The following is a 24162-nucleotide window of genomic DNA, read 5'->3' as shown; positions in this document are numbered from 1 at the left end:
GATGGCGGTCTCGATCACAGACAATGACGGCGACGACGATTTCGCCGAATCGCATGAGATCAATGTCACGCCGTTCATTGACGTGATGCTGGTGCTCCTGATCATCTTCATGGTGGCCGCTCCGCTCTCGACGGTCGACCTGCCGATCGATCTGCCGACTTCGACGGCGATGCCGCAGAAGAAGCCGGACAAGCCGACCTATGTCAGCATCAAGCCTGATCTCGGGCTTGCGATCGGCGAGACCCCGGTGAAGCGGATCAACCTGGTCCAGGAGCTGGATGCTTTGCCGGACATGAGCAAGGACAAATACGTGTTCCTGCGCGCCGATCGGGTTGTGCCCTATGGTGAACTGATGGGCGTGATGGAAATTCTGCGCGCCGGTGGCTACACGCGGGTCAAGCTTGTCGCGCTCGAGGGCGCTCCGGCTGCCCCCGCGGCGCCACAGTCGGAACTGGCTAAACCCTGACGGCGGACGGCGATGTCTGATCTCGATCAGCGGTCATCAAAACAGCTCTGGGTGATCGCCGCGGTGGTGGCGCTGGCGCTGCATCTGGGCGGTGCGGCGCTGGCGCTGGCGAATTTGCGCAGCGACGATGGCGATGAGGGCCTCGGCGCCGCCGGTGCCGAATACGCCGTCGAGCTCGCGTCACCAAAAGTGCCTGATGATGAGCTGCCGCCAGGACCGGATTCCGAGGCGTCCCAGGCCCAGCAGGAAGTCATGCAGCAGAAGGCGGAGGTCAAGGACGCTGAGCTTCCGCAGGATCGGCCAATGGAGGCCGACGATCCCGATCGCATCGTCACGCCGAACAACACCAAGAAACCCAAGGAAGAGGACGCCAAGGTCGCCGCCGTTGAGACCAACGCGCAGGACTATTCGCCGGCCGCGGAAGCAACTTCGCGAAAGGCTCTGGACGAAGCCGCACGCGAGGCGGAGACCGCAAAGGCACCGAACCCCGGGATCGGCAAAGATCGATTGGGGCTGACGGCCAAGTGGGGCAAGAAGATCAGCGCCTATTTCGAGTTGCACAAGCGCTATCCGGAGAACAAGAGCAAGACGACGACGGTGAAGGTCAGCCTTGTGCTCAACCGCCGCGGTAACGTCGTCAACGTCGCGATCGCGGAGTCGTCGGGAGATCCGGCCTTCGACGAAGCGGCGATCTCAATGATTCGCCGCTCCGACCCGGTTCCCGCGCCGCCGGCCGAACTCACTGATGATCAGTTCGCATTCAGCCTGGACGTGAAGTTCAAGAAGCCAAAGTGAGCGGGGGTAGGTCAGAGGTGCGTGGGGTGGGCAAAGCGAAGCGTGCCCACCATTGCGAGCGGAATGTAGATGGGCACGGCGCTCACGCGCCTTTGCCCACCCTACGCCTCCCAACTCTTCAGCTCTTCTTCACCAACGAGCAGACGCTCTTCTCCAGCGACAGGAACGCTTCATCCGCGGGAATGGTCGCGACCAGCTTGTAGTAGTCCCACGGATATTTCGACTCCTGTGGCTTCTTCACCTCGAACAGATAGGCCGCATGAATCTTGCGGCCGTCGGTGCGGATCGTGCCCTTGCCGAACAGGGGATCGTCGGTCGGCAGCTCCTTCATCTTGGCGACCACCGCGCGGCCGTCATGCGGATTGCCGCCGAGCGCCTCCAGCGCCTTGAAGTAGTGGATCAGCGACGAATAGACGCCGGCCTGCACCATGGTCGGCGGATTTTTCTTGAAGCGCTCCATGAAGCGCTTCGAGAAGGCGCGCGTCTGGTCGTTCAGATCCCAGTAGAAGGTCTCGGTGAAGTTCAGGCCCTGGGCCACGTTGAGGCCGAGCGAGTTGACGTCGGTCAGGAACATCAGCATGCCCGCAAGCTTCTGGCCGCCGGCGACGATGCCGAATTCGGCCGCCTGCTTGATCGCGTTGGTGGTGTCCCCGCCGGCATTGGCAAGGCCGACGATCTTGGCCTTCGAGCTTTGCGCCTGCAGCAGGAAGGAGGAGAAGTCGGCGTTGTTGAGCGGATGCTTGACGCTACCGAGCACCTTGCCGCCGTTGACGGTGACGACCGCTGCGGTGTCGCGCTCGAGCGCCTGGCCGAAGGCGTAGTCTGCGGTGAGGAAGAACCAGGTGTCGCCGCCGGATTTCACCAGCGCCTTGCCGGTGCCGTTGGCCAGCATGTAGGTGTCGTAGACCCAGTGCACCGTGTTCGGCGAGCACTGCGCGCCGGTGAGGTCTGACGACGCCGAGCCCGAGTTCAGGTTGACGACGTTCTTCTCCTTGGCGAGGTTGGCGATCGCAAGCCCGACGCCCGAGCTTGCGAGGTCGACGAATACGTCGACCTTCTCGACGTCGATCCACTGCTTGCCGATGTTGACGCCGACGTCGGGCTTGTTCTGATGATCGGCCGCGATCACGTCGATCTTCCAGCCCTTGGCGAGCAACCCGGAATCCTCGATCGCCATCTGCGCCGCCACCGTCGAGCCGGGCCCGCCGATGTCCTGGTAGAGGCCGGACTGGTCGCCGAGGCTGCCGACCCGGACGACCTTGTCCATCGTCTGCGCCAATGCGCTGCCGGCGAACATCAGGCTCGTGGTCATGACAAAGGCTGCAATGGAACGCTTCATTTCCCCTCCAAATGCTCTTGTGAGCTCATTGATTTGTCCGTGCATTATGCCCGGCATTCGGTTCCACGCCTAGGAAGGAGCGGCCAAACGTCCGACGGGCGGATATTCCGTGATGCGGGTGTTGAATGGGAGCGATTGCAATCTAACCCCGTCATGCTGAGGAGGCCGCGCAGCGGCCGTCTCGAAGCACGACGGCCCAGCTCCAACAGTTCGGCCGTGCATCCTTCGAGACGCGCTGCGCGCTCCTCCAGCGACAACGGCAAAGCCGTTGCGCGGGGATGACGGAATTGAGTGTACCAGTCGCAATTTGCGGAAGGCGGCGCCTACCGCCAGTAATACCTGATCGCGACGTAGACCACGACGAGGCAGGCGAAGATCAGCGCCACCGGCATGGGGCGTTTCGCGTTCGGGTTCGAGGCGCCCGGCTTCGGCTTGTTGGGCAGGCGGCGGAAGGTGGTGACGTTGCCGGTGTCGGCGGCTGGCTCGCGCGTCCGGGCGGGCACCTCGGGCGGCGTCCCGGCACCGCCCATTTCGGCATAGTAGCTGCGGTACATCAGCTGGATCGTGGCCTCGCTCGCCTCGGCTTCGCCCATCGTCTCCAGCAGCTTCTTGTAGCTGGCGAGGAAGTTTTGCGCCTCCGGGGGCAGGGCGGATGCGCCGTTCAGCTTGGCCATCATTTTCCAGGTCGCAAAGTCTGCCCGCGCCCTGGTATCGGCGCGTCGCGCAATCAGCATATCGGCGGCTTTGATCACCATGGCCTCGATGCGTTCCCCGCGCAGGATCCGAAAGGATGGGAACCGGTCGCCCGTTCCGGATCGCTCGCAAAACTTATGTGTTTCCGGTGATCAGGAGAAGGGCCTGGATCACATAACCGGTCAATGTCCGCAGTATCACGGAAATAACATCAAGATTTTGGCCGAGTTGGGCGCCGATCACGGGCAGCAGGATCAAGAGCCCGATCAGGATCAGCATGCCGTAGGGCTCGAGCCGCGACAGCGGATAGGCGAGCGGCCGGGGCAATAGGCCGACCGCGACCCGCCCGCCATCGAGCGGCGGGATCGGCATCATGTTGAAGATCGCCAGCACGATGTTGATCAGGAACGCGTTTTTCAGATTGTCAGCAGTCCACTGCGCGGCGCCGGCCGGCACAAAGGGCAGCGCGTGGAATGCCAGCGCCGCTGCGGTCGCCAGCACGATGTTGGTTGCCGGACCCGCCAGCGCCACCCACACCATGTCGAGCTTGGGATGGTTGAGGTTGCGGAAATTCACCGGCACCGGCTTGGCGTAGCCGAACAGGAACGGCGAATGCGACAGCAACAGCACGCCGGGCAGGATGATCGTGCCGAAGGGATCGATGTGCTTCAGCGGGTTGAAGGAGACGCGGCCGAGCTGCCAGGCGGTGTTGTCGCCGAGCCGGTGCGCGACAAAGCCGTGCGCGGCTTCGTGGAAGGTGATGGCGACGAGGAGCGGCAGCACCCAGACCGAGATGTCATAGAGGGAGATGTTCAATGTGCGCCGCCTTGCCTCGCCCGGGACCGGATAATCGTCAGGCTAGCACGGATTTGTTTACGTCTTTCCACCCGCCGGTGGCGGCAAGGTCTCCTGATATTGCGGCAGGCCGTCGTCGATACAAAGCCAATGCAGCTTCTCGGAGACCCAGATGTGCTCGGTCGGGGCGAAGGCGTTGCGGTCGTCGAAGGTCGCCAGCGCGACGCCGGTTGCGGTGCCGTTGGTGCGGCGGGAAAACAGCCTGGTGCCACAGACCTTGCAGAACACCCGTTCGATCGCCGCCGAGGTGGCGTAGCTCGCGATCTCGCCCTCGATCGTCAGCGCGCGCGGGTCGAACTGTGCCCGGGCGAAGAATGGCGAGCCCATTGCCTTCTGGCAGATACGGCAATGGCAGACACGGACGTTGAGCGGCTCGCCCTCCGCCTTGAATCGGACCGCGCCGCAGAGGCAGCCGCCTTCTCTGGTCATGACTTGCTCCGCTCCAACTCCGTCATTCTGAGGAGCGCGGAACGCGCGTCTCGAAGAATGAACGGCCCGGCTGGTGGCCCGTCGCGCTTCGAGACGGCTGCTCCGCAGCCTCCTCAGGGTGACGGGAAATCGATGGCACCTTGTAGGAACTTAATATGTCGCCCGGCCACCGGAGATGTCGAACACCGCACCGGTCGAGAAGGCGCAATCCTCCGAGGCGAGCCATGCCACCATCGCGGCGAGCTCCTCGACGAGGACGAAGCGGCCCTTCGGGATCTTCGACAGCATGAAGTCGATATGCTGCTGCGTCATCTGGTCGAAGATCGCGGTCTTCGCGGCCGCCGGCGTCACCGCATTGACCAGGATGTCGTGCTGGGCGAGCTCCTTGCCAAGCGATTTCGTCAGCGCGATCAGGCCGGCCTTCGACGACGAATAGTGCGCGGCGTTCGGGTTGCCTTCCTTGCCGGCGATCGAGGCGATGTTGACGATGCGGCCGTATTTCTGGCCGAGCATGACCGGCACCACGGCCTTGCAGCAGATGAAGGGGCCGTCAAGGTTGATGCGCAGCACCTTGCGCCACTCCTCGAGATCGGTTTCCCAGACCGTCTTGTTGACGCCGGCGACGCCGGCATTGTTGACGAGGATGTCGATCCGGCCGAACGCCTTCAGCGTCGCGTCGCGCGTGGCCTCGACCGCGGCGAGGTCGGTGACATCGACCTTGAACGCGGTGACGTTGTCGCCGATCGCCTTTGCGGTCTTCTCCGCGAGCGCGAGGTCATGGTCCCAGATCGCGACCCTGGCGCCGGAGGCGACAAAGCGCTCGGCGATGGCGCGGCCAAAGCCCTGGGCACCGCCGGTGACGACGGCGACGCGTCCGTTGAGGTCGATCTTGTTCATTGATTTACGTCCTCCCGTGTAAGTCCCTCTGGTGAGGAGCCGCGGAACGCGGCGTCTCGAACCACGAGGCCCGTTAGCCCATCCCTCGAGACGCAGCTTGCGCGGCTCCTCGGGATGAGGGTGAATCAGAGCGTCCAGCCGCCGTCGATGACGTGCGCGACGCCGGTCGTGAACGCGCTCTCGTCGCTGGCAAGATAGACGGCAAGCGAGGCGATCTCCTCGGCGGTGCCAAGCCGGCCCATCGGCTGGCGGGCGATGAACATCTCTTTCCCCTGCGGGCCTGCGGCGGCGGCGCGGTCCAGCATCGACGGCGTCTCGATGGTGCCGGGGCAGATGCAGTTGCAGCGGATGCCCTTGGTGATGAAGTCGACTGCGACTGAGCGCGTCAACGCCGCGACCGCAGCCTTGGTCGCGCCGTAGACGTAGCGGTTGGGGGCCGCCTTGAACACGCCCGCGGCGGAGGAGATGTTGACGATCGCGCCACCGCCTTGCGCGAGCATGCCTGGCAGGACGGCGCGGATCGTGCGGTGTATCGACTTGACGTTGAGATCGAAGGAGAAGTCCCAGTCCTCGTCGGAACAATCGAGTACGCTGCCGTGATGCACGAAGCCCGCGGCATTGAGCAGGATGTCGGTCTTGCCGGCGCGCCTGGCCACATCAGCAACCGCGGCGCTGTCGCGCACGTCGAGCCGCGCCACCTCAGCGACGCCCTCGCTCTTCAGCGCGGCGAGCTTGGCCTCGTCGATATCGGTTGCGAATACGGTCGCGCCCTCGCGGGCAAAGGCCAGCGCGCAGGCGCGCCCGATGCCGACGGCCGCCGCCGTCACGAATGCGCGTTTGCCCTTCAGGCGATCAGACATTCAATTCTCCCTGGATTCCGTCTTGGGTTACTCCGTCATTTCGAGCGAAGCGAAGCAATCCATTTCTCCACGTGCGGGGTCATGAATTGCTTCGTCGCGTCGCTCCTCGCAATGACGGATACGTCAGTGGTTGTCTCTGGCAACGCCGACCGTGCCCGCGATGTTCTGGTAGCGCGTCGCGAGTTCGAGGCAGGCGCCGGTCGATTGCTGGCCGACGGTCGAGCGATAGAGCTCCTGCCACGGCGTCTGGTGTGCCGGGTAGGGGAAGCCGCCCTTGGCCTTCAGCTCGGCGCGGCGCGTCCGCAGCTCATCCTCCGAGATCAGGATGTTGGCGCTGCCCTTGTTGAGGTCGATGCGGACCTTGTCGCCGGTCTTCAGGATCGCGAGCCCGCCATCGGCGGCGGCTTCTGGCGAGGCGTTGAGGATCGATGGCGAGCCCGACGTGCCGGACTGCCGGCCGTCGCCGATGCAGGGCAGGGACAGGATGCCGCGTTTGATCAGCGCGGCCGGCGGCTGCATGTTCACGACCTCGGCGCCGCCGGGGTAGCCGATCGGGCCGGTGCCGCGGATGAACAGGATGCAGCGCTCGTCGATGCCGAGCGCGGGATCCTCGATGCGGTTGTGATAGTCCTCCGGCCCCTCGAATACGATGGCGCGGCCTTCGAACGCGTTCAGGTCCTTCGGGTTGGAGAGGTAGCGGTCGCGGAATTCCTTGGAGATCACGCTGGTCTTCATAATCGCGGAATCAAAGAGATTGCCGCGCAAGACAAGGAAACCGGCGTCCTTCACCAGCGGCTTGTCGTAGTTCCAGATCACGTCGCCGTCGGGATTGGGCGCATCCTTGCAGTTCTCGCCCATGGTGCGACCGTTCGCGGTGACGACATTCTCATGGATGCGCTTGTGCTTCATCAGTTCGCGCACCACTGACGGGACGCCGCCGGCGCGGTGATATTCCTCGCCGAGATAGAAGCCGGCCGGCTGCATGTTCACCATGAGCGGCACGTCGTGGCCGTATTTCTGCCAGTCGTCGATCGACAGCTCGACGCCGACGTGGCGCGCCAGCGCATTGATATGGATCGGCGCGTTGGTCGAGCCACCGATCGCGGAGTTGACCACGATGCAGTTCTCGAAGGCCTGGCGGGTCAGGATGTCGGAGGGCTTCAAGTCCTCCCAGACCATCTCGACGATGCGCTTGCCGGTCTCGTAGGCGATCTGGCCGCGCTCGCGATAGGGCGCCGGGATGGCGGCGCAGCCCGGGAGCGAGAAGCCGAGCGCTTCGGCGAGCGAGTTCATGGTCGAGGCCGTGCCCATGGTGTTGCAGTGGCCGACCGAGGGCGCGGAGGAGGCCACGATCTCGATGAACTGTTCGTAGTCGATCTCGCCCGCCGCGAGTCGCTCGCGCGCCTTCCACACGACCGTGCCGGAGCCGGTGCGCTGGCCGTCGTGCCAGCCGTTCAGCATCGGCCCGCCCGACAGCACGATCGCGGGCAGATTGACGGTCGCGGCCGCCATCATGCAGGCCGGCGTGGTCTTGTCGCAGCCGGTGGTCAGCACGACGCCGTCGAGCGGATAGCCGAACAGGATCTCGACCAGGCCGAGATAGGCGAGGTTGCGGTCAAGCGCCGCGGTCGGGCGCTTGCCGGTCTCCTGGATCGGGTGGGTCGGAAACTCCATCGCGATGCCGCCGGCGGCGCGGATGCCTTCGCGCACCCGGTGCGCCAGTTCCAGATGGTGACGGTTGCAGGGCGACAGATCATTGCCGGTCTGGGCGATGCCGATGATCGGCTTGCCCGCCTGCAGCTCCTCGCGCGTCAGCCCGTAATTCAGATAGCGCTCGAGATAGAGCGCGGTCATGCCCGGGTTATGCGGGTTGTTGAACCATTCCTGGGAGCGGAGTTTGCGGCCCTTGCCGCTGTCCTTGTGGCCTGCGGCGTCGTGCCCGTTGCTGTGGGGCTTTGTCATTGGTGCTCTCCCGGTGCTTCCCGCAATGCAAACTCGCGATGGCCCATTCAACGGGCTCTGGTTTCTACCTTGCGCCAATCGTCGCGCGTTACAAAGCCCGCGATCACGAAGGAGTGTCATCACCGGCGGAATTGGACCTTAGTTGAAGGCGCTTGGTTGCGCTATCATTTTGTCATTTTCGACCCCCGGAATTTGACGCCGGCGGGCCGCGGTCAGGCGCGGCGGGTCGAACTTTGCCGTTTCATGACACTGAAGCCGAGGTCGACCACCGGCTCGGCCGGCCGGTGTCCCTCCAGCGTCTCGATCACCATCGTGGCAGCGTTCCTGCCCATTTCGTAGCGGTTGGTGCGCACGCTGCTCAGCGTCGGCACGCTGGACGACATGAATTCGAGGTCGTTGAAGCCGACAATGGCGATCTGATCCGGCACCGCCATGTGCCGGCGCTTGCATTCGAACAGCGCGCCGAGCGCGAGGTCGTCATTGACGCAGAACACGGCATCGATGTCGGGCGCCTTGGCGAGCAGGTCCGCGAACAGCGTGCCGCCTAATGTCACCGAGGTCGGCACCGCCGTGGTGACAATGAGCCGCGGATCGAACCGCCCGATCTCGTTCATCGCCGATTGATAGCCGTCGAGCCGGCGCTGCACCCGCGGGTCCATGCGCGCGCCGAGGAAGCCGATCCGCCGGTATCCCTGTTCGAGGAGGTGGGATATGGCCGCTTTGGATGCGTCAAAATGCGAGAATCCGATCATCATGTCGACCGGCGAGGGGCCGATTTCCATGATCTGCACCACCGGGCAATCGACCGATTCCATGATAGCGCGGGAATCCGCGGTCTGATTGATGCCCGTCACGATCAGGCCGGCCGGCTTCTGTGCCAGGAAAAGCCGCAGCAGGCGTTCTTCCTGCAGGATGCTGTAGCGCGTATTGGCGAGCTGGATGCTGTAGCGGCTGCCGTCGATCGCGTCGTAGATGCCGCGCAAAACGTCCGAGAACACGTTGTTGGTCAGCGAGGGGATCAGGACGCCGATCACCTCGGTTCGCTGCGAGGCGAGTGCCCTGGCGGCCAGGTTCGGCACATAGCCGAGTTCTTTTGCCGCGCTTTCGACCCGCGCGCGCTTGCCGGTCGACAGGGCTTCGGGAGTTCGGAAGAAGCGCGATGCCGTGATCGGGCTGACGCCAGCCAGCTTGGCGACTTCGGCTAATCGGATCTTGCCGGGTGTGATGCGCTTCCGTGCCATTTGCCGCTCATATCACAGGCACCGCAAAGGATAAACTGATATTGACAGCGCTACCATAGCATTGCTAATCGAACAATTGCCAAAACCGGATAAACTGCGGACAATAACATCAGTCCAACCGGGCTTCGGAACCAGCGAAGCCGGACGAAAAACAGAGCGGTCACGGCACTCGTCGTACATCGCCGGGAAATTGAGGAGGGAAGTGGATGTCGTCGGTCCAGATTCGCGACGTGCGGAAGTCGTTCGGCAATTTCGAGGTCCTGCACGGCGTGACGATCCCGATCGAGGACGGCGAGTTCGTCGTCTTGGTCGGCCCGTCCGGCTGCGGCAAGTCGACCTTGCTGCGCATGCTCGCGGGCCTCGAGAACATCACATCAGGCACGATCTCGATCGGCGACCGCGTCGTCAACAATGTCCAGCCCAAAGAGCGCGACATCGCGATGGTGTTCCAGAACTATGCGCTCTATCCGCACATGACGGTCGCCGACAATATGGGTTTCTCGCTCAAGCTGCGCGGTGCCAAGGCCGAGGAGATCTCGACCGGCGTCAAGCGCGCCGCGGAAATCCTGGCGCTGACGCCGCTGCTCGACCGCTATCCCCGCCAATTGTCCGGCGGCCAGCGCCAGCGCGTCGCGATGGGCCGTGCCATCGTGCGCGATCCGCAGGTGTTCCTGTTCGACGAGCCCTTGTCGAACCTCGACGCCAAGCTGCGCGTTGCGATGCGCACCGAGATCAAGGAACTGCACCAGCGGCTGAAGACCACGACGGTTTACGTGACCCACGACCAGATCGAGGCCATGACCATGGCCGACAAGATCGTGGTCATGCATGACGGCATCGTCGAGCAGATGGGGTCGCCGCTCGAACTCTACGACACGCCTGCCAATCAGTTCGTCGCCGGCTTCATCGGCTCGCCGGCGATGAATTTCCTGAAGGGCAAGGTCAAGGTGAACGGCGCAGCCTTTTTCGAGGGGCCGAACGGCGTCAAGCTGCCGCTGAAATCGGCGCCGGCCAATTCCGACGGCAAGCCCGCGGTCTACGGCGTGCGACCGGAGCACTTCACGCTCGCCGATGACGGCGCGGAAGCCGAGATCGTCGTGGTCGAGCCGACCGGCTCGGAGACCCAGGTGTTCGCCAACCTCGGCGGCGAGCAGGTCGTCGCGGTGTTCCGCGAGCGGCATCTGTTCAATCCGGGCGACAAGGTCCGGCTCAAACCCGATCCTTCGCTCGTCCATCTGTTCGACGACGCGACCGGGAAGCGGCTGAATGGCTGACTGATTTCCGACTGCAACGGCTGACCAACAAGCCGGGTCTAAAAACAATAACGAACATTCATAGGGAGGTAGGACGATGCACGACTTGACTCGCCGCTCGCTGCTTCGGGGCGGCACTGCGCTGGCCGCAACCGGCATGTTGACGGGACCCGCGCTGTTCGATTTCGCAAAGGCCTGGGCGCAAAGCGCGCCGTTTAAGGCGGAGCCCGGTGCTAAGCTCACCCTGATGCGCTGGAAGCGCTTCGTGCCGTCGGAAGACGACGCGTTCAACGCCCTCGTCTCCGCATTCTCCAAGGCGACCGGCACCGAGATGAACGTGTTCTCCGAGTCCTTCGAGGACGTGCAGCCGAAAGCGTCGGTTGCCGCCAACACCGGCTCCGGCCTCGACCTGGCTTGGGGCCTGCACACGCTGCCGCAGCTGTTCCCGACCAAAGTCCTGAAAATGAACGATGTCGCCGACTATCTCGGCAAGAAGTATGGCGGCTGGACGGATGCTGCGGCCAAGACCTGCAAGCACGGCGACGATTGGCTCGGTATTCCCGTCGCCACCATCGGCGGCTACATGACCTATCGCAAGTCAGCGACCGACAAGGCGGGCTTCAAGGAATTCCCAAAAGATTTTCCGGGCTTCCTCGAAATGTGCAAGGCGATGAAGGCCAATAACACGCCGGCCGGCTTTGCGCTCGGACATGCCAGTGGCGACGCCAATGGCTGGCTGCACTGGATCCTCTGGGGTCACGGCGCCTATACCGTGAACGAAAAGGATCAAGTCATCATCAACTCGCCCGAGACGGTGAAGGCACTGGAGTATTGCAAGGCGCTTTCCGAAACCTTCATTCCGGGTGTTGCCTCATGGAACGACTCATCCAACAACAAGGCGTTCCTAGCCGGTGAGCTGTATTGTACCCTCAACGGCATCTCGATCTATATTGCCGCCAAGGATGATCCGACCAAGAAGGAGCTGGCCGAGGACACCTACCACGCGCTGCACCCGGTCGGTCCCATCGGCAAGCCCACGGAGTTGCAGCTCGCGGTTCCGATCCTGGCGTTCAACTTCACCAAGTATCCGAACGCCGCAAAAGCCTTTATCGACTTCATGCTCGAGAAGGAGCAGTTCGACAGCTGGCTAACCGGCGCGCGGGGATATCTCACCCAGACGCTGAACGCCTATGAATCCTCGCCGATCTGGACCGCCGATCCGAAGAACACGGTGTTCCGCGAGGCCTCCAAGCGCGCGCTGCCCGCGTCGGGCATCGGTACGCCCGGCGAGAAGGCGGCGACCGCGATCGCCGACTTCATCGTGGTCGACATGTTCGCCAATTACTGCACTGGCGCCAAGGATGCCAAGGCGGCGATCGCTGAGGCCGAGCGGCAGTTGAAGCGCGTATATCGCTGACGAGATTGGCGCGGGCGGCGGTGGTCCGCCGTCCGCGCCGACATTTCGGGCATGACGCGGTCATGCTCGACACCTTAAGAATCGGGACATCGCTCATGGCTGACATCGCCCTTGCGCCCAGGCGTGCGAAAACCGAAATCCGCGAAGCGACCGCCTGGGATCAGCTCAAGCACAACAAGAACTGGCTCGGTTTCTGGTTCATGTTGCCGGCGATGGCGTTCCTGATCTTTTTTCTGGCGTATCCGCTGGGGCTCGGCATCTGGCTGTCGTTCACGGATGCCCGCATCGGCCGGGTCGGCCACTTCGTCGGCTCCGAGAACTACGAATGGCTGTGGGACGACGCCATCTTCTGGCTCTCGGTCTTCAACACGCTGCTCTACACCTTCATCGCGAGCGCCGTGAAGTTCGGCGTCGGCCTCTATCTGGCGCTGCTGCTCAACGAGCGCATGCCGTTCAAGGCGCTGCTGCGCGCCGCCGTGCTGATCCCTTTCATCGTGCCGACAGTGCTGTCGGCGCTGGCGTTCTGGTGGATCTTCGACTCGCAGTTCTCGATCATCTCCTGGTCGCTGAAGCATCTCGGGCTGATCACCCAGAACATCAACTTCCTCGGCGACACCACCTGGGCCCGCATCTGTGTGATCTTCGCCAATATCTGGCGCGGCGTGCCGTTCGTCGCGATTACGTTGCTGGCGGGCCTGCAGACGGTTCAGCCGTCGCTCTACGAGGCGGCAACCCTCGACGGCGCGTCGCGCTGGCAGATGTTCCGCTACATCACCTACCCCTTGCTGACGCCGATTATCGCCGTCGTGATGACGTTCTCGGTGCTGTTCACCTTCACCGACTTCCAGCTGATCTGGGCGATGACCCGCGGCGGCCCGGTCAACGCCACCCATCTGATGGCGACGCTGTCGTATCAGCGCGCGATCATCGCGGGGCAATTGGGCGAGGGCGCCGCGATTTCCAGCGCCATGATCCCGTTCCTGCTCGCCGCGATCATGGTCTCCTGGTTCGGCTTGCAGCGCCGGAAGTGGCAGCAGGGAGAGAGCAATGACTGACCTGCCCACCCGATCCATCGATCTCAAGGCCGTTCTGACGGGCTCGACGCCAACGGCCGATCACAGCGAGGGCATGAGCTATCTGCAGTCGGTGCCGCGGCGGATCGTGACGCTCTATATCCCGCTGTCGATCATCGTCATCATCCTGCTGTTCCCGTTCTACTGGATGGGGCTGACGGCGATTAAGCCGGACGAGCAGCTGCTCGATCTCGACAAGTTCAATCCGTTCTGGACCTGGAATCCGACCTTCAAGCACGTCCACAAGCTCCTGTTCGAGAGCTACTATCCGCACTGGCTGTGGAACACGATGTATGTGGCGATCGGCGCTACCATCCTCTCGATCATCGCAAGCGTGCTTGCGGCCTATGCGATCGTACGGCTGCGCTACAAGGGCGCCAACCTCGTCGGCGGCCTGATCTTCCTGGCCTATCTCGTGCCGCCGTCGATCCTGTTCATCCCGCTGGCGACCGTCGTGTTCCAGTATGGTCTGTTCGACTCGCCGCTGGCGCTGATCCTGACCTATCCGACCATCCTGATCCCGTTCTCGACCTGGCTGCTGATGGGCTATTTCAAGACCATCCCGTTCGAACTCGAGGAATGCGCGCTGATCGACGGCGCGAGCCGTTGGCAGATCCTGATCAAGATCGTGCTGCCGCTGGCGGTTCCCGGCCTGATCTCGGCCTTCATCTTCTGCTTCACGCTGTGCTGGAACGAGTTCATCTACGCGCTGACGTTCCTGCAATCGACCCCGAACAAGACAGTGCCGGTTGCGATCGTCAACGAATTCGTCGACGGTGACATCTATCGCTGGGGTTCGCTGATGGCAGGGGCGCTATGCGGTTCGCTGCCGCTGGTTATTCTTTACGCCTTCTTCGTCGAGCATTATGTGTCGGCGATGACGGGCGCCGTGAAAGAGTGAGCGCGTAAGGCCCGCGTCTGGATATCTGCGATCAAGAGGAGTTGGGTCTTGCACATTCTGATTCTCGGCGCCGCCGGCATGGTCGGCCGCAAACTGGCGGAACGTTTGCTGCGCGAAGGTCGCCTCGGCAAGCAGGACATCACCAGGATGACGCTGCAGGACGTGGTCGCGCCGGCCAAGCCCGCCAACGCCTCGATCCCGGTCGATGTCGTCGCTTCCGATTTCGCCGATGCCGGCGCCGCGGCGCCGTTGATCGCCGAACGGCCCGATGTGATCTTCCATCTCGCCGCGATCGTGTCGGGTGAGGCGGAAGCCGAGTTCGACAAGGGCTATCGCATCAACCTCGACGGCACGCGCTATCTGATCGACGCGATCCGTGCAGTTGGGGGCGGCTACAAGCCGCGGCTGGTGTTCACGTCCTCGATCGCGGTGTTCGGCGCGCCGTTCCCGGAGAAGATCGGCGACGAGTTCTTCCATACGCCGCTGACGAGCTACGGCACGCAAAAGTCGATCTGCGAGCTCCTCATCAACGACTATACCCGCAAGGGCCTCCTCGACGGCATCTCGATCCGCCTGCCGACCATCTGCGTGCGGCCGGGCAAGCCGAACAAGGCGGCGTCCGGCTTCTTCTCCAACATCATCCGCGAGCCGCTCGCGGGCGAGGAGGCTATCCTGCCGGTGTCAGAGGATGTGCGGCACTGGCACGCCTCGCCGAAATCGGCGGTCGGCTTCCTAATGCATGCCGGCACCATGGACCTCAATGCGATCGGGCCGCGGCGCAATCTCAGTATGCCCGGGATGTCCGTCGCGGTCGGCGAGCAGATCGCGGCGCTCGAGCGCGTGGCCGGCAAGAATGTCACCGCGCGCATCAAGCGGGTGCCGGACCCGACCATCATCGGTATCGTCTCGGGCTGGCCGCGCGATTTCGTCACCGATCGCGCGCTTAAGCTCGGCTTCACCACCGCCGAGAAGACGTTCGACGACATCATCCGCATCCACATCGAGGACGAACTCGGCGGCAAGTTCGCGGCCTGAGGCCGCGCCGGGTTTCGTGCGGGTTTTGAGATGACCAGGGTTGCCTGCATCGGCGAATGCATGATCGAGCTGCGGCAGGCCCAAGGTGGCCAAAGCGGCGGGCTGTATTCGCGCGGCTATGGCGGCGATACGCTGAACACCGCCGTCTACCTAGCTCGGCTCGGCGTCGACGTCGACTACATCACCGCGCTCGGCGACGACGCGCTCAGCGATGAGATGATCGCGGGCTGGGCCGCGGAGGGCGTCGGCACCAAGCGTGTCGCACGGCTGCCGGGCAAGCTGCCCGGGCTCTATCTGATCCAGACCGACGACAAGGGCGAGCGGCGCTTTTTCCACTGGCGCGACAGCGCGGCCGCGCGCAGCCTGATGGATTTGCCGGAGACGGAAGACGTCATGAACTCGCTCGCGAGCTATGACATCGTCTATCTCTCCGCGATCACGCTCTCGATCCTGAGGGACGACGGACGGGTGCGCCTGATGACGGCACTCAGGCATGCGCGGCTCTTGGGCACGCGCTTTGCGTTCGACACCAATTTCCGTGCTCGCGGCTGGCCCGACCTCCACGTCGCGCGCAACGTCTTCTCGAGCGCATTCGAGAACGCCGACATCGTGCTCGCCTCCACCGAGGACCTGGCGCCGCTCTATCCCGGCGAAAGCAACGCGGCACTGCTTGCGGGCATCTCGAGCCCTGAAGTCGTCTTGAAGCTCGCCGAGCCGAACTGCATCCTGCGCTATGCCGGCGGTTCGGGCGAGGTGAGGGCGGAGCCGCTGACCAAGCCGGTGGTCGACACCACGGCGGCCGGCGACAGCTTTGCCGCGGCCTATCTCGCCGCGCGTCTCGGCGGCGCCGATCCGCAGGAAGCGGCACGCGCCGGCCATCGCCTCGCCGGCGTCGTGGTGAGCTATCCCGGCGCCATCATTCCACGCTACGCCATGCCGCCGAAGAAGGCGCCACGGCCATCCAACGCGCGCAAGGCCTCCCAATGACAGCGATACCAAAACAGGACCAGATCGCCGAGCTGATCCGGCAGGCCACCGTGATCCCCGTTTTGACCATCGAGCGGCTCGCGGATGCCGTGCCGCTTGCAAGGGCGCTGGTCGCGGGCGGCGTGCGGACGCTCGAGGTGACGCTGCGCACGCCGGTTGCGGTCGAGGCCGCCAAGGCCATCATCGCCGAGGTGCCGGAGGCGATCGTCGGGATGGGCACGATCCTCAACGGCGACGACCTCAAGCGCGCCGAGACGCTCGGCGCCCGGTTCGGCATCAGTCCCGGCGCCACGCCGGAGCTCTTGAAGGCCGCCGCGGCCGGCCGGCTGCCGTTCGCGCCGGGGATCGCCACCGCATCCGAGCTGATGCAGGCGCTGGCGCGCGGTTTCGATGTCGTCAAATTCTTCCCGGCCGAGCAGGCCGGCGGTATCAAGGCACTGCGGGCGCTCGCCGGACCGTTCCCGAACGTCAAGGTTTGCCCGACCGGCGGCGTTGGGGAAGCCAATGCGGCGTCCTGGCTTGCCGAGCCGAACGTGCTGGCAGTCGGCGGGTCCTGGCTCTGCCCGGCCGCCGAGATCCGCGCCGGAAACTGGGCCGGCATAACCGCCATGTGCGCGCGGGCGATGAAATCGCTGAAAGCCGGCTGAAGATAGGCTACATAACTCCCCGAACCGGAACAGGGAGATCAGGTCATGACCGCCAGCATTGTGGGTTGGGCGCACACGCCATTCGGCAAGTTCGACGCGGAGACGGTTGAGAGCCTCGTCGTGAAGGTGGCGACCGAGGCGCTGGCGGATGCCGGCATTTCCGCCGCCGACGTCGACGAGATCATGCTCGGCCACTTCAACGCGGGCTTCTCGCCGCAGGATTTCACCGCCTCGCTGGTGCTGCAGGCCGATCCGCAGCTCCGCTTCAAGCCGGCGACCCGCGTCGAGAACGCCTGCGCCACCGGTTCGGCTGCCGTGCACCAGGGCATCCGCGCGATCGAATGCGGCGCCGCCAAGTTCGTGCTTGTCGTCGGCGTCGAGCAGATGACCCGGACCCCGGGCCCGGAGATCGGCAAGAACTTGCTGAAGGCGTCCTATTTGCCCGAGGACGGCGACACTGTCGGCGGATTTGCCGGCGTGTTCGGCAAGATCGCACAGGCCTATTTCCAGAAATACGGCGACCAGTCCGATGCGCTGGCGATGATCGCCGCCAAGAACCACAAGAACGGCGTCGCCAACCCCTACGCCCAGATGCGCAAGGATTTCGGCTTCGAGTTCTGCCGCGCCGAGAGCGACAAGAACCCGTTCGTCGCGGGGCCCCTGAAGCGGACCGACTGCTCGCTGGTGTCGGACGGCGCCGCCGCGCTGGTGCTGACCGACGCCGAGACCGCCAAGAGCATGGGCAAGGCGATCAACGTCCGCGCCACCGCGCATGCGCAGGATTTCCTGCCGATGTCGAAGCGCGACATCCTGCAGTTTGAAGGCTGCACCACCGCCTGGCAGCGTGCGCTGCAGAAGAGCGGGCTCAAGCTCACCGATCTGTCCTTCGTCGAAACCCACGATTGCTTCACGGTCGCCGAGCTGATCGAATATGAGGCGATGGGGCTCGCGCCGAAGGGGCAGGGCGCCCGCGCCATCATGGAAGGCTGGACCCAGAAGGACGGCAAACTGCCGGTCAATCCGTCCGGCGGCCTGAAGGCCAAGGGCCACCCGATCGGCGCCACCGGCGTCTCCATGCACGTGATGACCGCGATGCAGCTCGCGGGCCAGGCGCCCGAGGGCATGCAGCTGAAGAACGCGCAGCTCGGCGGCATCTTCAACATGGGCGGCGCCGCGGTCGCCAACTACGTCTCGATCCTTGAGCCCGCGAAGTAAGTTCAGGGCTTTCGGCGATGAACATTGCCGAATGGCTTGCGGCGACGGCGCGGACCCGCCCCGAGGCGCCGGCGCTGCTCACCGGCTTCGACCTCGACGCCGACTATGCCACGTTTGCGCGCCGCGCCGCCTCGATCGGGGCGGCGCTGGCGCGTGACCACGGCATCGCCGCCGGCGACCGCGTTGCGCTGTTTGCCAGCAACTGCACGCAATATCTCGAATGCCTCTACGGCATCTGGTGGATCGGGGCGGTTGCGATCCCGATCAATGCCAAGCTGCACGGCCGCGAGGCGGCTTGGATCTGCGACAATGGCGGCGCGAAGCTCGCCTTCGTCTCCGACGATACGATCGATGCGCTGACCGAGGCGAAGGCGGATGGTCCGGCCGGCATGACCATGCTCTCGGTCGACAGCGACGCCTTCAGGACGATGCGGGGCGGCGAGGGGCCGCCGGCGCCGCTGCCGCGCGAGACCAATGATCTCGCCTGGCTGTTCTACACCTCGGGCACCACCGGCCGCCCCAAGGGCGTGATGCTGAGCCACGGCAATCTGGTGGCGATGTCGCTGTGCTATCTCGCCGACGTCGATCCGGCGACGCCGAACGACGCCTCGCTCTACGCCGCGCCGATCTCGCACGGCGCCGGCCTCTACAATTTCCCGCATGTCCGCATGGGTGGCCGCCACGTGGTGCCGGCGTCCGGCGGCTTCGACCCGGACGAGGTGCTCAACCTCGGCCGCCAGCTCGACAATGTCGTGATGTTCGCGGCACCCACCATGGTGCGGCGGCTGGTCGATGCCGCGAAAAAGCGCGGCGAGAACGGCGAGGGGCTGCGCACCATCATCTATGGCGGCGGGCCGATGTATACAGCCGATATCAGGGACGCGATCGCGACCATGGGGCAGCGCTTCGTGCAGATCTACGGCCAGGGTGAATCGCCGATGACGATCACGGCGCTGTCGCGCGACTGGCACAAGCGCAGCGACCACCCGCGCTATCTCGAGCGGCTTGCCTCGGTCGGCACCGCGCAGAGCGTCGTCACCGTGCGCATCACGGACAAGGATGGCAAGCCGTTGCCCGCAGGCGAGACCGGCGAGATCGAGGTCAAGGGCCTAACCGTTATGCTCGGTTACTGGAATAACCCGAATGCCAATGCCGAGACGCTGAAGGACGGTTGGCTGCGCACCGGCGATGTCGGCCGGCTGGACGCCGACGGCTTCCTGACCCTGTCGGACCGCTCCAAGGACGTCATCATCTCCGGCGGCACCAACATCTATCCCCGCGAAGTCGAGGAAGCCTTGCTGACCCATCCCGACGTCCGCGAGGTGTCGGCGATTGGTGTGCCAGATCCGGACTGGGGCGAGATCGTCGTTGCCTGCGTCGTCCTGGAGGACGGCGCTACCGCCGACGACGGCAAGCTCGACGCCCATTGCCTGGCTTCGATTGCGCGCTTCAAGCGGCCAAAACGGTATGTCTATCTGGATGCCCTGCCGAAGAACAATTATGGCAAGGTGCTGAAGACGTCGCTGCGGGAGATGATGGCGAAGTAGGGTTAATCCGCTACCGCCGCGGTGCACACACGGAACGGGTATAGGCCGCTGCGTTCAGTCGCGCTAACCTCGTAGGGGCCAGTCACCCCGGAGAATGCACCATGGGAAATGGAAGTACCTTGTCTCTGCCGGAACTGAACAGTCGCATCGCGATCCTCCGGGACAATATCAGGCAGCTGATCGAGCAGGCCGCGGGTGCGTCCGGAGCCGAAGTCGAAGAGCGGATTTCCGCGCGGATCGAACAGCAGAATGCCGAGCTGGAAAAACTGCTGAAAGCGCGCGAGGCGCTGTCCGGACAATAGCCTGCGGACCGCCTCCCGGATCGGCCAGCCGCGTCGCCCCGGCAGCCGCGCGCATACGCCCATACGCCCGGCGCAGCTTGATCTTGGCAAAAACCTCCCGTTACTAGGTCTCAAACCAGAACAACCGGGAGTGAACAGGACGATGGGACCGCTGCAGGGCATCAAGGTCGTTGATATGACGACCGTGCTGATGGGGCCCTATGCCACGCAAATGCTCGGCGACTACGGCGCCGATGTCATCAAGGTGGAGTCGCCCGATGGCGATGTGACGCGCCAGATCGGCCCGACGCGGCACCCCGGCATGGGGCCGGTGTTCCTCAATACCAACCGCAGCAAGCGCTCGATCTGTCTCGACCTGAAGCAGCCGGCCGGGCGCGACGCGGTGTTGCGGCTGATCGCGAAGGCCGATGTGCTGGTCTACAACGTGCGTCCGCAGGCGATGGCGCGGCTGCAGCTCGGCTACGACGTGGTCTCCAAGGTTAATTCGCGATTGATCTATGCCGGCGTGTTCGGCTTCGGCCAGGACGGGCCCTATGCCGCGAAGCCCGCCTATGACGACCTGATCCAGGGCGCAACCGCCTTGCCGGCGCTGATGGCGCAGACCTCCGATGGCGTGCCGCGCTACGTGCCGAACGCGCTGGTCGATCGCATCGTGGGGTTGACCGCGGTCGGCGCGATCTGCGCAAGCCTCGTGCATCGCGACCGGACCGGGCAGGGCCAGCGCGTCGACATTCCGATGTTCGAGACCATGGCCGGCTTTGTCATGGGCGACCATATGGGCGGGCTGACCTACGATCCGCCTCTCGACAAAGGGGGATACGCGCGGCATTTGTCGCCGGACCGGCGGCCTTACAAGACATCCGACAGCTATATCTGCGTGATCGTCTACAACGACAAGCAGTGGGAGAACTTCTTCAAGGCCACCGGCCGCGATGACCTCCGTACCAATCCGAAATTTGCGACCTTCGCCGGGCGTGCCGTCAATATCGACATTGTCTATGCCGAGCTCGCACGCATCCTGGAGACAAAGACCACGGCGGAGTGGAACGCGATCCTCGAAAAGGCCGACGTGCCCGTGATGCCGATGCACGATCTCGAGAGCCTGCTGCAGGATCCGCACATCGTCGCCACTGACGTGTTCCCGGTCACGGAGCATCCGACGGAGGGCCGCATCCGCAACATGAAAGTATCGGCGCGGTGGTCGGAGACGAAGGCGGAGCCCGAGCGGCTGGCGCCGCGGCTCGGCCAGCACGGCGAGGAGATCTTGCGGGAGGCCGGGTTCTCCGCGGACGAGATCTACGTGATGGTGCGCGACGGCGTCACCAGGATTGCGCCCAACACCTAAAGGATAGCACGCATGGATTTCGCACTTTCGGCCAACCAGGAATCGATCCGCGACGCGATTGCGAAAATCTGTTCGCGCTTTGACGACGCCTACTGGCTCAAGAAGGACAAGGAGGGCGGCTATCCGGCCGACTTCCATCGCGCGCTGGCCGACGCCGGCTGGCTCGGCATCTGCATCCCCGAGGAATATGGCGGTTCCGGCCTCGGCATCACCGACGCGGCGATCATGATGCGCACGATCTCGGAATCGGGCGCCGGCATGTCCGGCGCGTCGGCGGTGCATATGAACGTGTTCGGGCTCAACCCTGTGGTCGTGTTCGGCACCAAGGAGCAGTGCGAGCGGATGCTGCCGCCGATCATCGACGGCCGCGACAAATCCTGCTTCGCGGTGACCGAGCCCAACACTGGCCTCAACACCACCCAGCTCAAAACCCGCGCGGTGCGCCAGGGCGACAAGTACATCGTCAACGGCCAGAAGGTGTGGATCTCGACCGCGCAGGTTGCCAACAAGATGCTGCTCTTGGCGCGCACCACGCCGCTGGAGGAGGTGAGGAGCCCGACCCACGGCTTGAGCCTGTTCTATACCGATTTCGACCGCAAGCGCGTCACCGTGCACGAGATCGAGAAGATGGGCCGCAAGCCCGTCGACTCCAACGAGCTGTTCTTCGAGAACTTTGAAATCCCGCTCGAGGACCGTATCGGCGAGGAAGGCCGCGGCTTCGAATACATCCTGCACGGCATGAACCCGGAGCGCATCCTGATCGCCGCCGAAGCCGTCGGCCTCGGCCAGATCGCGCTGAAGCGGGCGTCGGAATATGCCAAGGGCCGCATCGTGTTCAACCGTCCGATCGGCATGAACCAGGCGATCCAGCATCCTTTGGCGAAGTGCTGGATGGAGCTTGAGGCCGCCTGGCTGATGGTGCTGCGCGCCGGCTGGCAGTACGACCAGAACCTGCCCTGCGGGCCCGCGGCGAACTCCGCCAAATACCTTGCCGCGGAAGCCGGCTTCCACGCCTGCGAGCAGGCGGTGATGACCCATGGCGGCTTCGGCTACGCCAAGGAATATCACGTCGAGCGCTACCTGCGGGAATCGCTGATCCCGCGCATCGCGCCGATCAGCCCGCAGCTCATCCTCAGCTTCATCGGTGAGAAGGTGCTCGGCCTTCCGAAGTCGTACTGAGATGAGCTTCGTCACCGGCGTCGGCCTGACGTCCTACGGCAAGCATGAGGGCTCGTCCTCGCTCGACCTGATGAGCCAGGCGGCCGAGCTTGCCATTGCCGATGCCGGGCTGAAGCGCTCCGAGATCGACGGGATCCTCTGCGGCTATTCCACGGTCTCGCCGCACATCATGCTGGCGACGGTGTTTGCCGAGCATTTCGGCATTCGCCCGGCTTACGCTCACGCCGTGCAGGTCGGCGGCGCCACCGGGCTCGCAATGACCATGCTGGCGCATCATCTGGTCGATGCCGGCGTTGCAAAACATGTGCTGGTGGTCGGCGGCGAGAACCGCCTCACCGGGCAAAGCCGCGACGCCTCGATTCAGGCGCTCGCCCAGGTCGGTCATCCCGTCTACGAAGTGACGTTGGGGCCGACGATCCCGGCCTATTACGGCCTCGTCGCGACACGTTACATGCACGAATATGGCGTGACGCAGGAAGACCTCGCTGAATTCGCGGTGTTGATGCGCAAGCACGCGCTGACGCATCCCGGCGCCCAGTTCCATGAGCCGATCACGGTCGCCGACGTGATGGCGTCGAAGCCGGTAGCGATGCCGCTCAAGCTGCTCGACTGCTGCCCAGTGTCCGACGGCGGCGCGGCGTTCGTGATCAGCCGCGAGGCGACGGACGACCGGCGGGTCCGGATCCGCGGCTGCGCGCAGGCGCATACCCACCAACACGTCACGGCCGCGCCGGCTCTAAGCGAGCTCGGTGCGGAGATATCGATCGCCAAGGCCGAGGCGGCTTCCGGCGTTGCGATCTCGGACGTGCGTTATGCTGCCGTCTACGACAGCTTCACGATCACGCTTGCGATGCTGTTGGAGGATCTCGGTCTGGCGAAGCGCGGCGAGGCGGCCGCGCGGGTGCGGGCTGGCTATTTCGACCGGTCGGGCGAGATGCCGCTCAACACCCATGGCGGTTTGCTCAGCTACGGCCATTGCGGTGTCGGCGGCGCGATGGCGCATCTGGTCGAGACCCATCTGCAGATGACCGGGCGCGCCGGCAATCGTCAGGTTCGCGACGCCTCGGTCGCACTGCTGCATGGCGATGGCGGCGTGCTGTCGTCGCATGTCAGCATGTTCCTGGAGCGGGTGCGATGAGCGGACCAATCGCGGACTGGACCAAGGGCGCGGCAGCGATCGTCTATCAATCGTGCAATGCGTGCGGCGCGCGGCAATACTTTCGCCGCGGCTTCTGCGCGGCCTGCGGCTCCACCGAGCTGACGGAGAATCAGGCGAGCGGGGCAGGCACAGTGTACGCGACCTCGCTGGTCTGCCGTGCCGCGACGCCGCAGACACGGGCGCACGTGCCCTACAACATCGTTCTCGTCGACACCGACGAAGGGTTCCGCATGATGGCTCACGGCGACAACGGCCTCGCCATCGGCGACAAGGTCGCCGCCCGATTCACGCAATTCGCCGGTCGGCTGGTTCCGTTTTTCGAGAAGGCGCGGTAGAGCGTTTTCGAGCGAAGTGGATGCCGGTTCGCGTGAGGAAAACGCGTCAAAACAAGAATCTAGAGCTTCGGTTCTGATTCAATCAGAACCGAAATTGCTCTAGCAGTCTGCTGAAAAACCTCTCGCCGTAGCGAGAATTTGCTGATTCAATTTTTTATCACGAATCGGTGGGGGGGGGGGCGCATGCGCGGCGCATTTGTGGATCAGGGCGGGCTGTTTTCGTACATTGC

24 protein-coding genes are annotated in these 24162 nt (G+C 64.2%); 16 read left to right on the top strand and 8 right to left on the bottom strand.

Annotated elements, in window-relative coordinates; all coding sequences use genetic code 11:
• Position 1 precedes the first annotated feature (1 nt).
• On the top strand, positions 2-466 hold the full coding sequence (gene exbD / locus ACFFWD_RS29085; RefSeq protein ID WP_376971164.1) for a TonB system transport protein ExbD: 465 nt from the start codon (positions 2-4) through the stop codon (positions 464-466).
• Between the two features lie 12 nt (positions 467-478).
• On the top strand, positions 479-1261 hold the full coding sequence (locus ACFFWD_RS29080) for a TonB family protein (protein ID WP_376971162.1): 783 nt from the start codon (positions 479-481) through the stop codon (positions 1259-1261).
• 118 nt (positions 1262-1379) lie between these two features.
• On the opposite strand, the gene ACFFWD_RS29075 is transcribed toward ACFFWD_RS29080, so the two are convergent.
• The 8 genes from ACFFWD_RS29075 to gntR all read right to left on the bottom strand — a co-directional run bounded on the left by ACFFWD_RS29075 (position 1380) and on the right by gntR (position 9537).
• Positions 1380-2600, bottom strand: a complete 1221-nt coding sequence (locus ACFFWD_RS29075) for an ABC transporter substrate-binding protein (RefSeq protein ID WP_376971160.1) — start codon at positions 2598-2600, stop codon at positions 1380-1382.
• A gap of 323 nt (positions 2601-2923) precedes the next feature.
• Entirely contained in the window at positions 2924-3355 is a 432-nt protein-coding gene (locus ACFFWD_RS29070) for a hypothetical protein (RefSeq protein ID WP_376971158.1), read from the bottom strand.
• A gap of 73 nt (positions 3356-3428) precedes the next feature.
• Complete coding sequence (locus tag ACFFWD_RS29065) at positions 3429-4109, bottom strand: site-2 protease family protein (protein WP_376971156.1); 681 nt, start codon at positions 4107-4109, stop codon at positions 3429-3431.
• Between the two features lie 57 nt (positions 4110-4166).
• The gene (locus ACFFWD_RS29060; protein WP_376971154.1) at positions 4167-4577 is read right to left on the bottom strand and encodes a GFA family protein; all 411 of its coding nucleotides are present in this window, start codon (positions 4575-4577) and stop codon (positions 4167-4169) included.
• 150 nt (positions 4578-4727) lie between these two features.
• Positions 4728-5474, bottom strand: a complete 747-nt coding sequence (locus ACFFWD_RS29055) for an SDR family NAD(P)-dependent oxidoreductase (RefSeq protein WP_376971152.1) — start codon at positions 5472-5474, stop codon at positions 4728-4730.
• A gap of 125 nt (positions 5475-5599) precedes the next feature.
• Complete coding sequence (locus ACFFWD_RS29050; RefSeq protein WP_376971150.1) at positions 5600-6334, bottom strand: SDR family oxidoreductase; 735 nt, start codon at positions 6332-6334, stop codon at positions 5600-5602.
• Positions 6335-6457: 123 nt separating this feature from the next.
• Positions 6458-8296 (bottom strand): IlvD/Edd family dehydratase, encoded by a 1839-nt coding sequence (locus tag ACFFWD_RS29045; RefSeq protein ID WP_376971148.1) that lies wholly within the window; start codon positions 8294-8296, stop codon positions 6458-6460.
• 212 nt (positions 8297-8508) lie between these two features.
• Complete coding sequence (gene gntR, locus ACFFWD_RS29040; protein WP_376971146.1) at positions 8509-9537, bottom strand: HTH-type transcriptional regulator GntR; 1029 nt, start codon at positions 9535-9537, stop codon at positions 8509-8511.
• Between the two features lie 206 nt (positions 9538-9743).
• Here gntR and ACFFWD_RS29035 point away from each other — a divergent pair, with 206 nt between their 5' ends.
• The 14 genes from ACFFWD_RS29035 (at position 9744) to ACFFWD_RS28970 (ending at position 23932) form a co-directional block, all read left to right on the top strand.
• Positions 9744-10811 (top strand): ABC transporter ATP-binding protein, encoded by a 1068-nt coding sequence (locus ACFFWD_RS29035; protein WP_376971144.1) that lies wholly within the window; start codon positions 9744-9746, stop codon positions 10809-10811.
• Positions 10812-10887: 76 nt separating this feature from the next.
• A complete protein-coding gene (locus ACFFWD_RS29030; protein WP_376971142.1) occupies positions 10888-12207 on the top strand; it encodes an ABC transporter substrate-binding protein in 1320 nt (439 codons plus the stop codon).
• A 95-nt stretch (positions 12208-12302) separates the two neighbouring features.
• On the top strand, positions 12303-13262 hold the full coding sequence (locus ACFFWD_RS29025; protein ID WP_376971140.1) for a carbohydrate ABC transporter permease: 960 nt from the start codon (positions 12303-12305) through the stop codon (positions 13260-13262).
• The gene (locus ACFFWD_RS29020) at positions 13255-14181 is read left to right on the top strand and encodes a carbohydrate ABC transporter permease (RefSeq protein ID WP_376971138.1); all 927 of its coding nucleotides are present in this window, start codon (positions 13255-13257) and stop codon (positions 14179-14181) included. The genes ACFFWD_RS29025 and ACFFWD_RS29020 overlap by 8 nt, the downstream gene beginning before the upstream one ends.
• Before the next feature lie 48 nt (positions 14182-14229).
• Positions 14230-15216 carry a D-erythronate dehydrogenase gene (denD, locus tag ACFFWD_RS29015; protein ID WP_376971136.1) on the top strand — a complete coding sequence of 329 codons (987 nt, stop codon included), beginning with the start codon at positions 14230-14232 and terminating at the stop codon, positions 15214-15216.
• A 30-nt stretch (positions 15217-15246) separates the two neighbouring features.
• Complete coding sequence (locus ACFFWD_RS29010; RefSeq protein WP_376971134.1) at positions 15247-16203, top strand: sugar kinase; 957 nt, start codon at positions 15247-15249, stop codon at positions 16201-16203.
• Positions 16200-16850: a bifunctional 4-hydroxy-2-oxoglutarate aldolase/2-dehydro-3-deoxy-phosphogluconate aldolase gene (eda, locus tag ACFFWD_RS29005; protein WP_376971132.1), complete on the top strand. Its 651-nt coding sequence runs from the start codon at positions 16200-16202 to the stop codon at positions 16848-16850. Before ACFFWD_RS29010 ends, eda begins: the two co-directional genes overlap by 4 nt.
• 45 nt (positions 16851-16895) lie before the next feature.
• On the top strand, positions 16896-18065 hold the full coding sequence (locus ACFFWD_RS29000) for an acetyl-CoA acetyltransferase (protein ID WP_376971130.1): 1170 nt from the start codon (positions 16896-16898) through the stop codon (positions 18063-18065).
• A 17-nt stretch (positions 18066-18082) separates the two neighbouring features.
• Positions 18083-19612 carry a class I adenylate-forming enzyme family protein gene (locus ACFFWD_RS28995; RefSeq protein WP_376971128.1) on the top strand — a complete coding sequence of 510 codons (1530 nt, stop codon included), beginning with the start codon at positions 18083-18085 and terminating at the stop codon, positions 19610-19612.
• Between the two features lie 101 nt (positions 19613-19713).
• Complete coding sequence (locus ACFFWD_RS28990) at positions 19714-19914, top strand: hypothetical protein (RefSeq protein ID WP_376971126.1); 201 nt, start codon at positions 19714-19716, stop codon at positions 19912-19914.
• 142 nt (positions 19915-20056) lie between these two features.
• Positions 20057-21259: a CaiB/BaiF CoA transferase family protein gene (locus tag ACFFWD_RS28985; RefSeq protein WP_376971124.1), complete on the top strand. Its 1203-nt coding sequence runs from the start codon at positions 20057-20059 to the stop codon at positions 21257-21259.
• Positions 21260-21271: 12 nt separating this feature from the next.
• Positions 21272-22438 (top strand): acyl-CoA dehydrogenase family protein, encoded by a 1167-nt coding sequence (locus ACFFWD_RS28980; RefSeq protein WP_376971122.1) that lies wholly within the window; start codon positions 21272-21274, stop codon positions 22436-22438.
• A 1-nt stretch (position 22439) separates the two neighbouring features.
• A complete protein-coding gene (locus ACFFWD_RS28975) occupies positions 22440-23576 on the top strand; it encodes a thiolase family protein (protein WP_376971119.1) in 1137 nt (378 codons plus the stop codon).
• On the top strand, positions 23573-23932 hold the full coding sequence (locus ACFFWD_RS28970; protein WP_376971117.1) for a Zn-ribbon domain-containing OB-fold protein: 360 nt from the start codon (positions 23573-23575) through the stop codon (positions 23930-23932). The genes ACFFWD_RS28975 and ACFFWD_RS28970 overlap by 4 nt, the downstream gene beginning before the upstream one ends.
• Positions 23933-24162 lie beyond the last annotated feature (230 nt).

The sequence above is a fragment of the Bradyrhizobium erythrophlei genome (genome assembly GCF_042430365.1).
GTDB lineage: Bacteria > Pseudomonadota > Alphaproteobacteria > Rhizobiales > Xanthobacteraceae > Bradyrhizobium > Bradyrhizobium erythrophlei.
The sequence above is the reverse complement of the archived record's forward strand: the minus strand, read 5'-3'. Positions and strand labels throughout refer to the sequence as shown.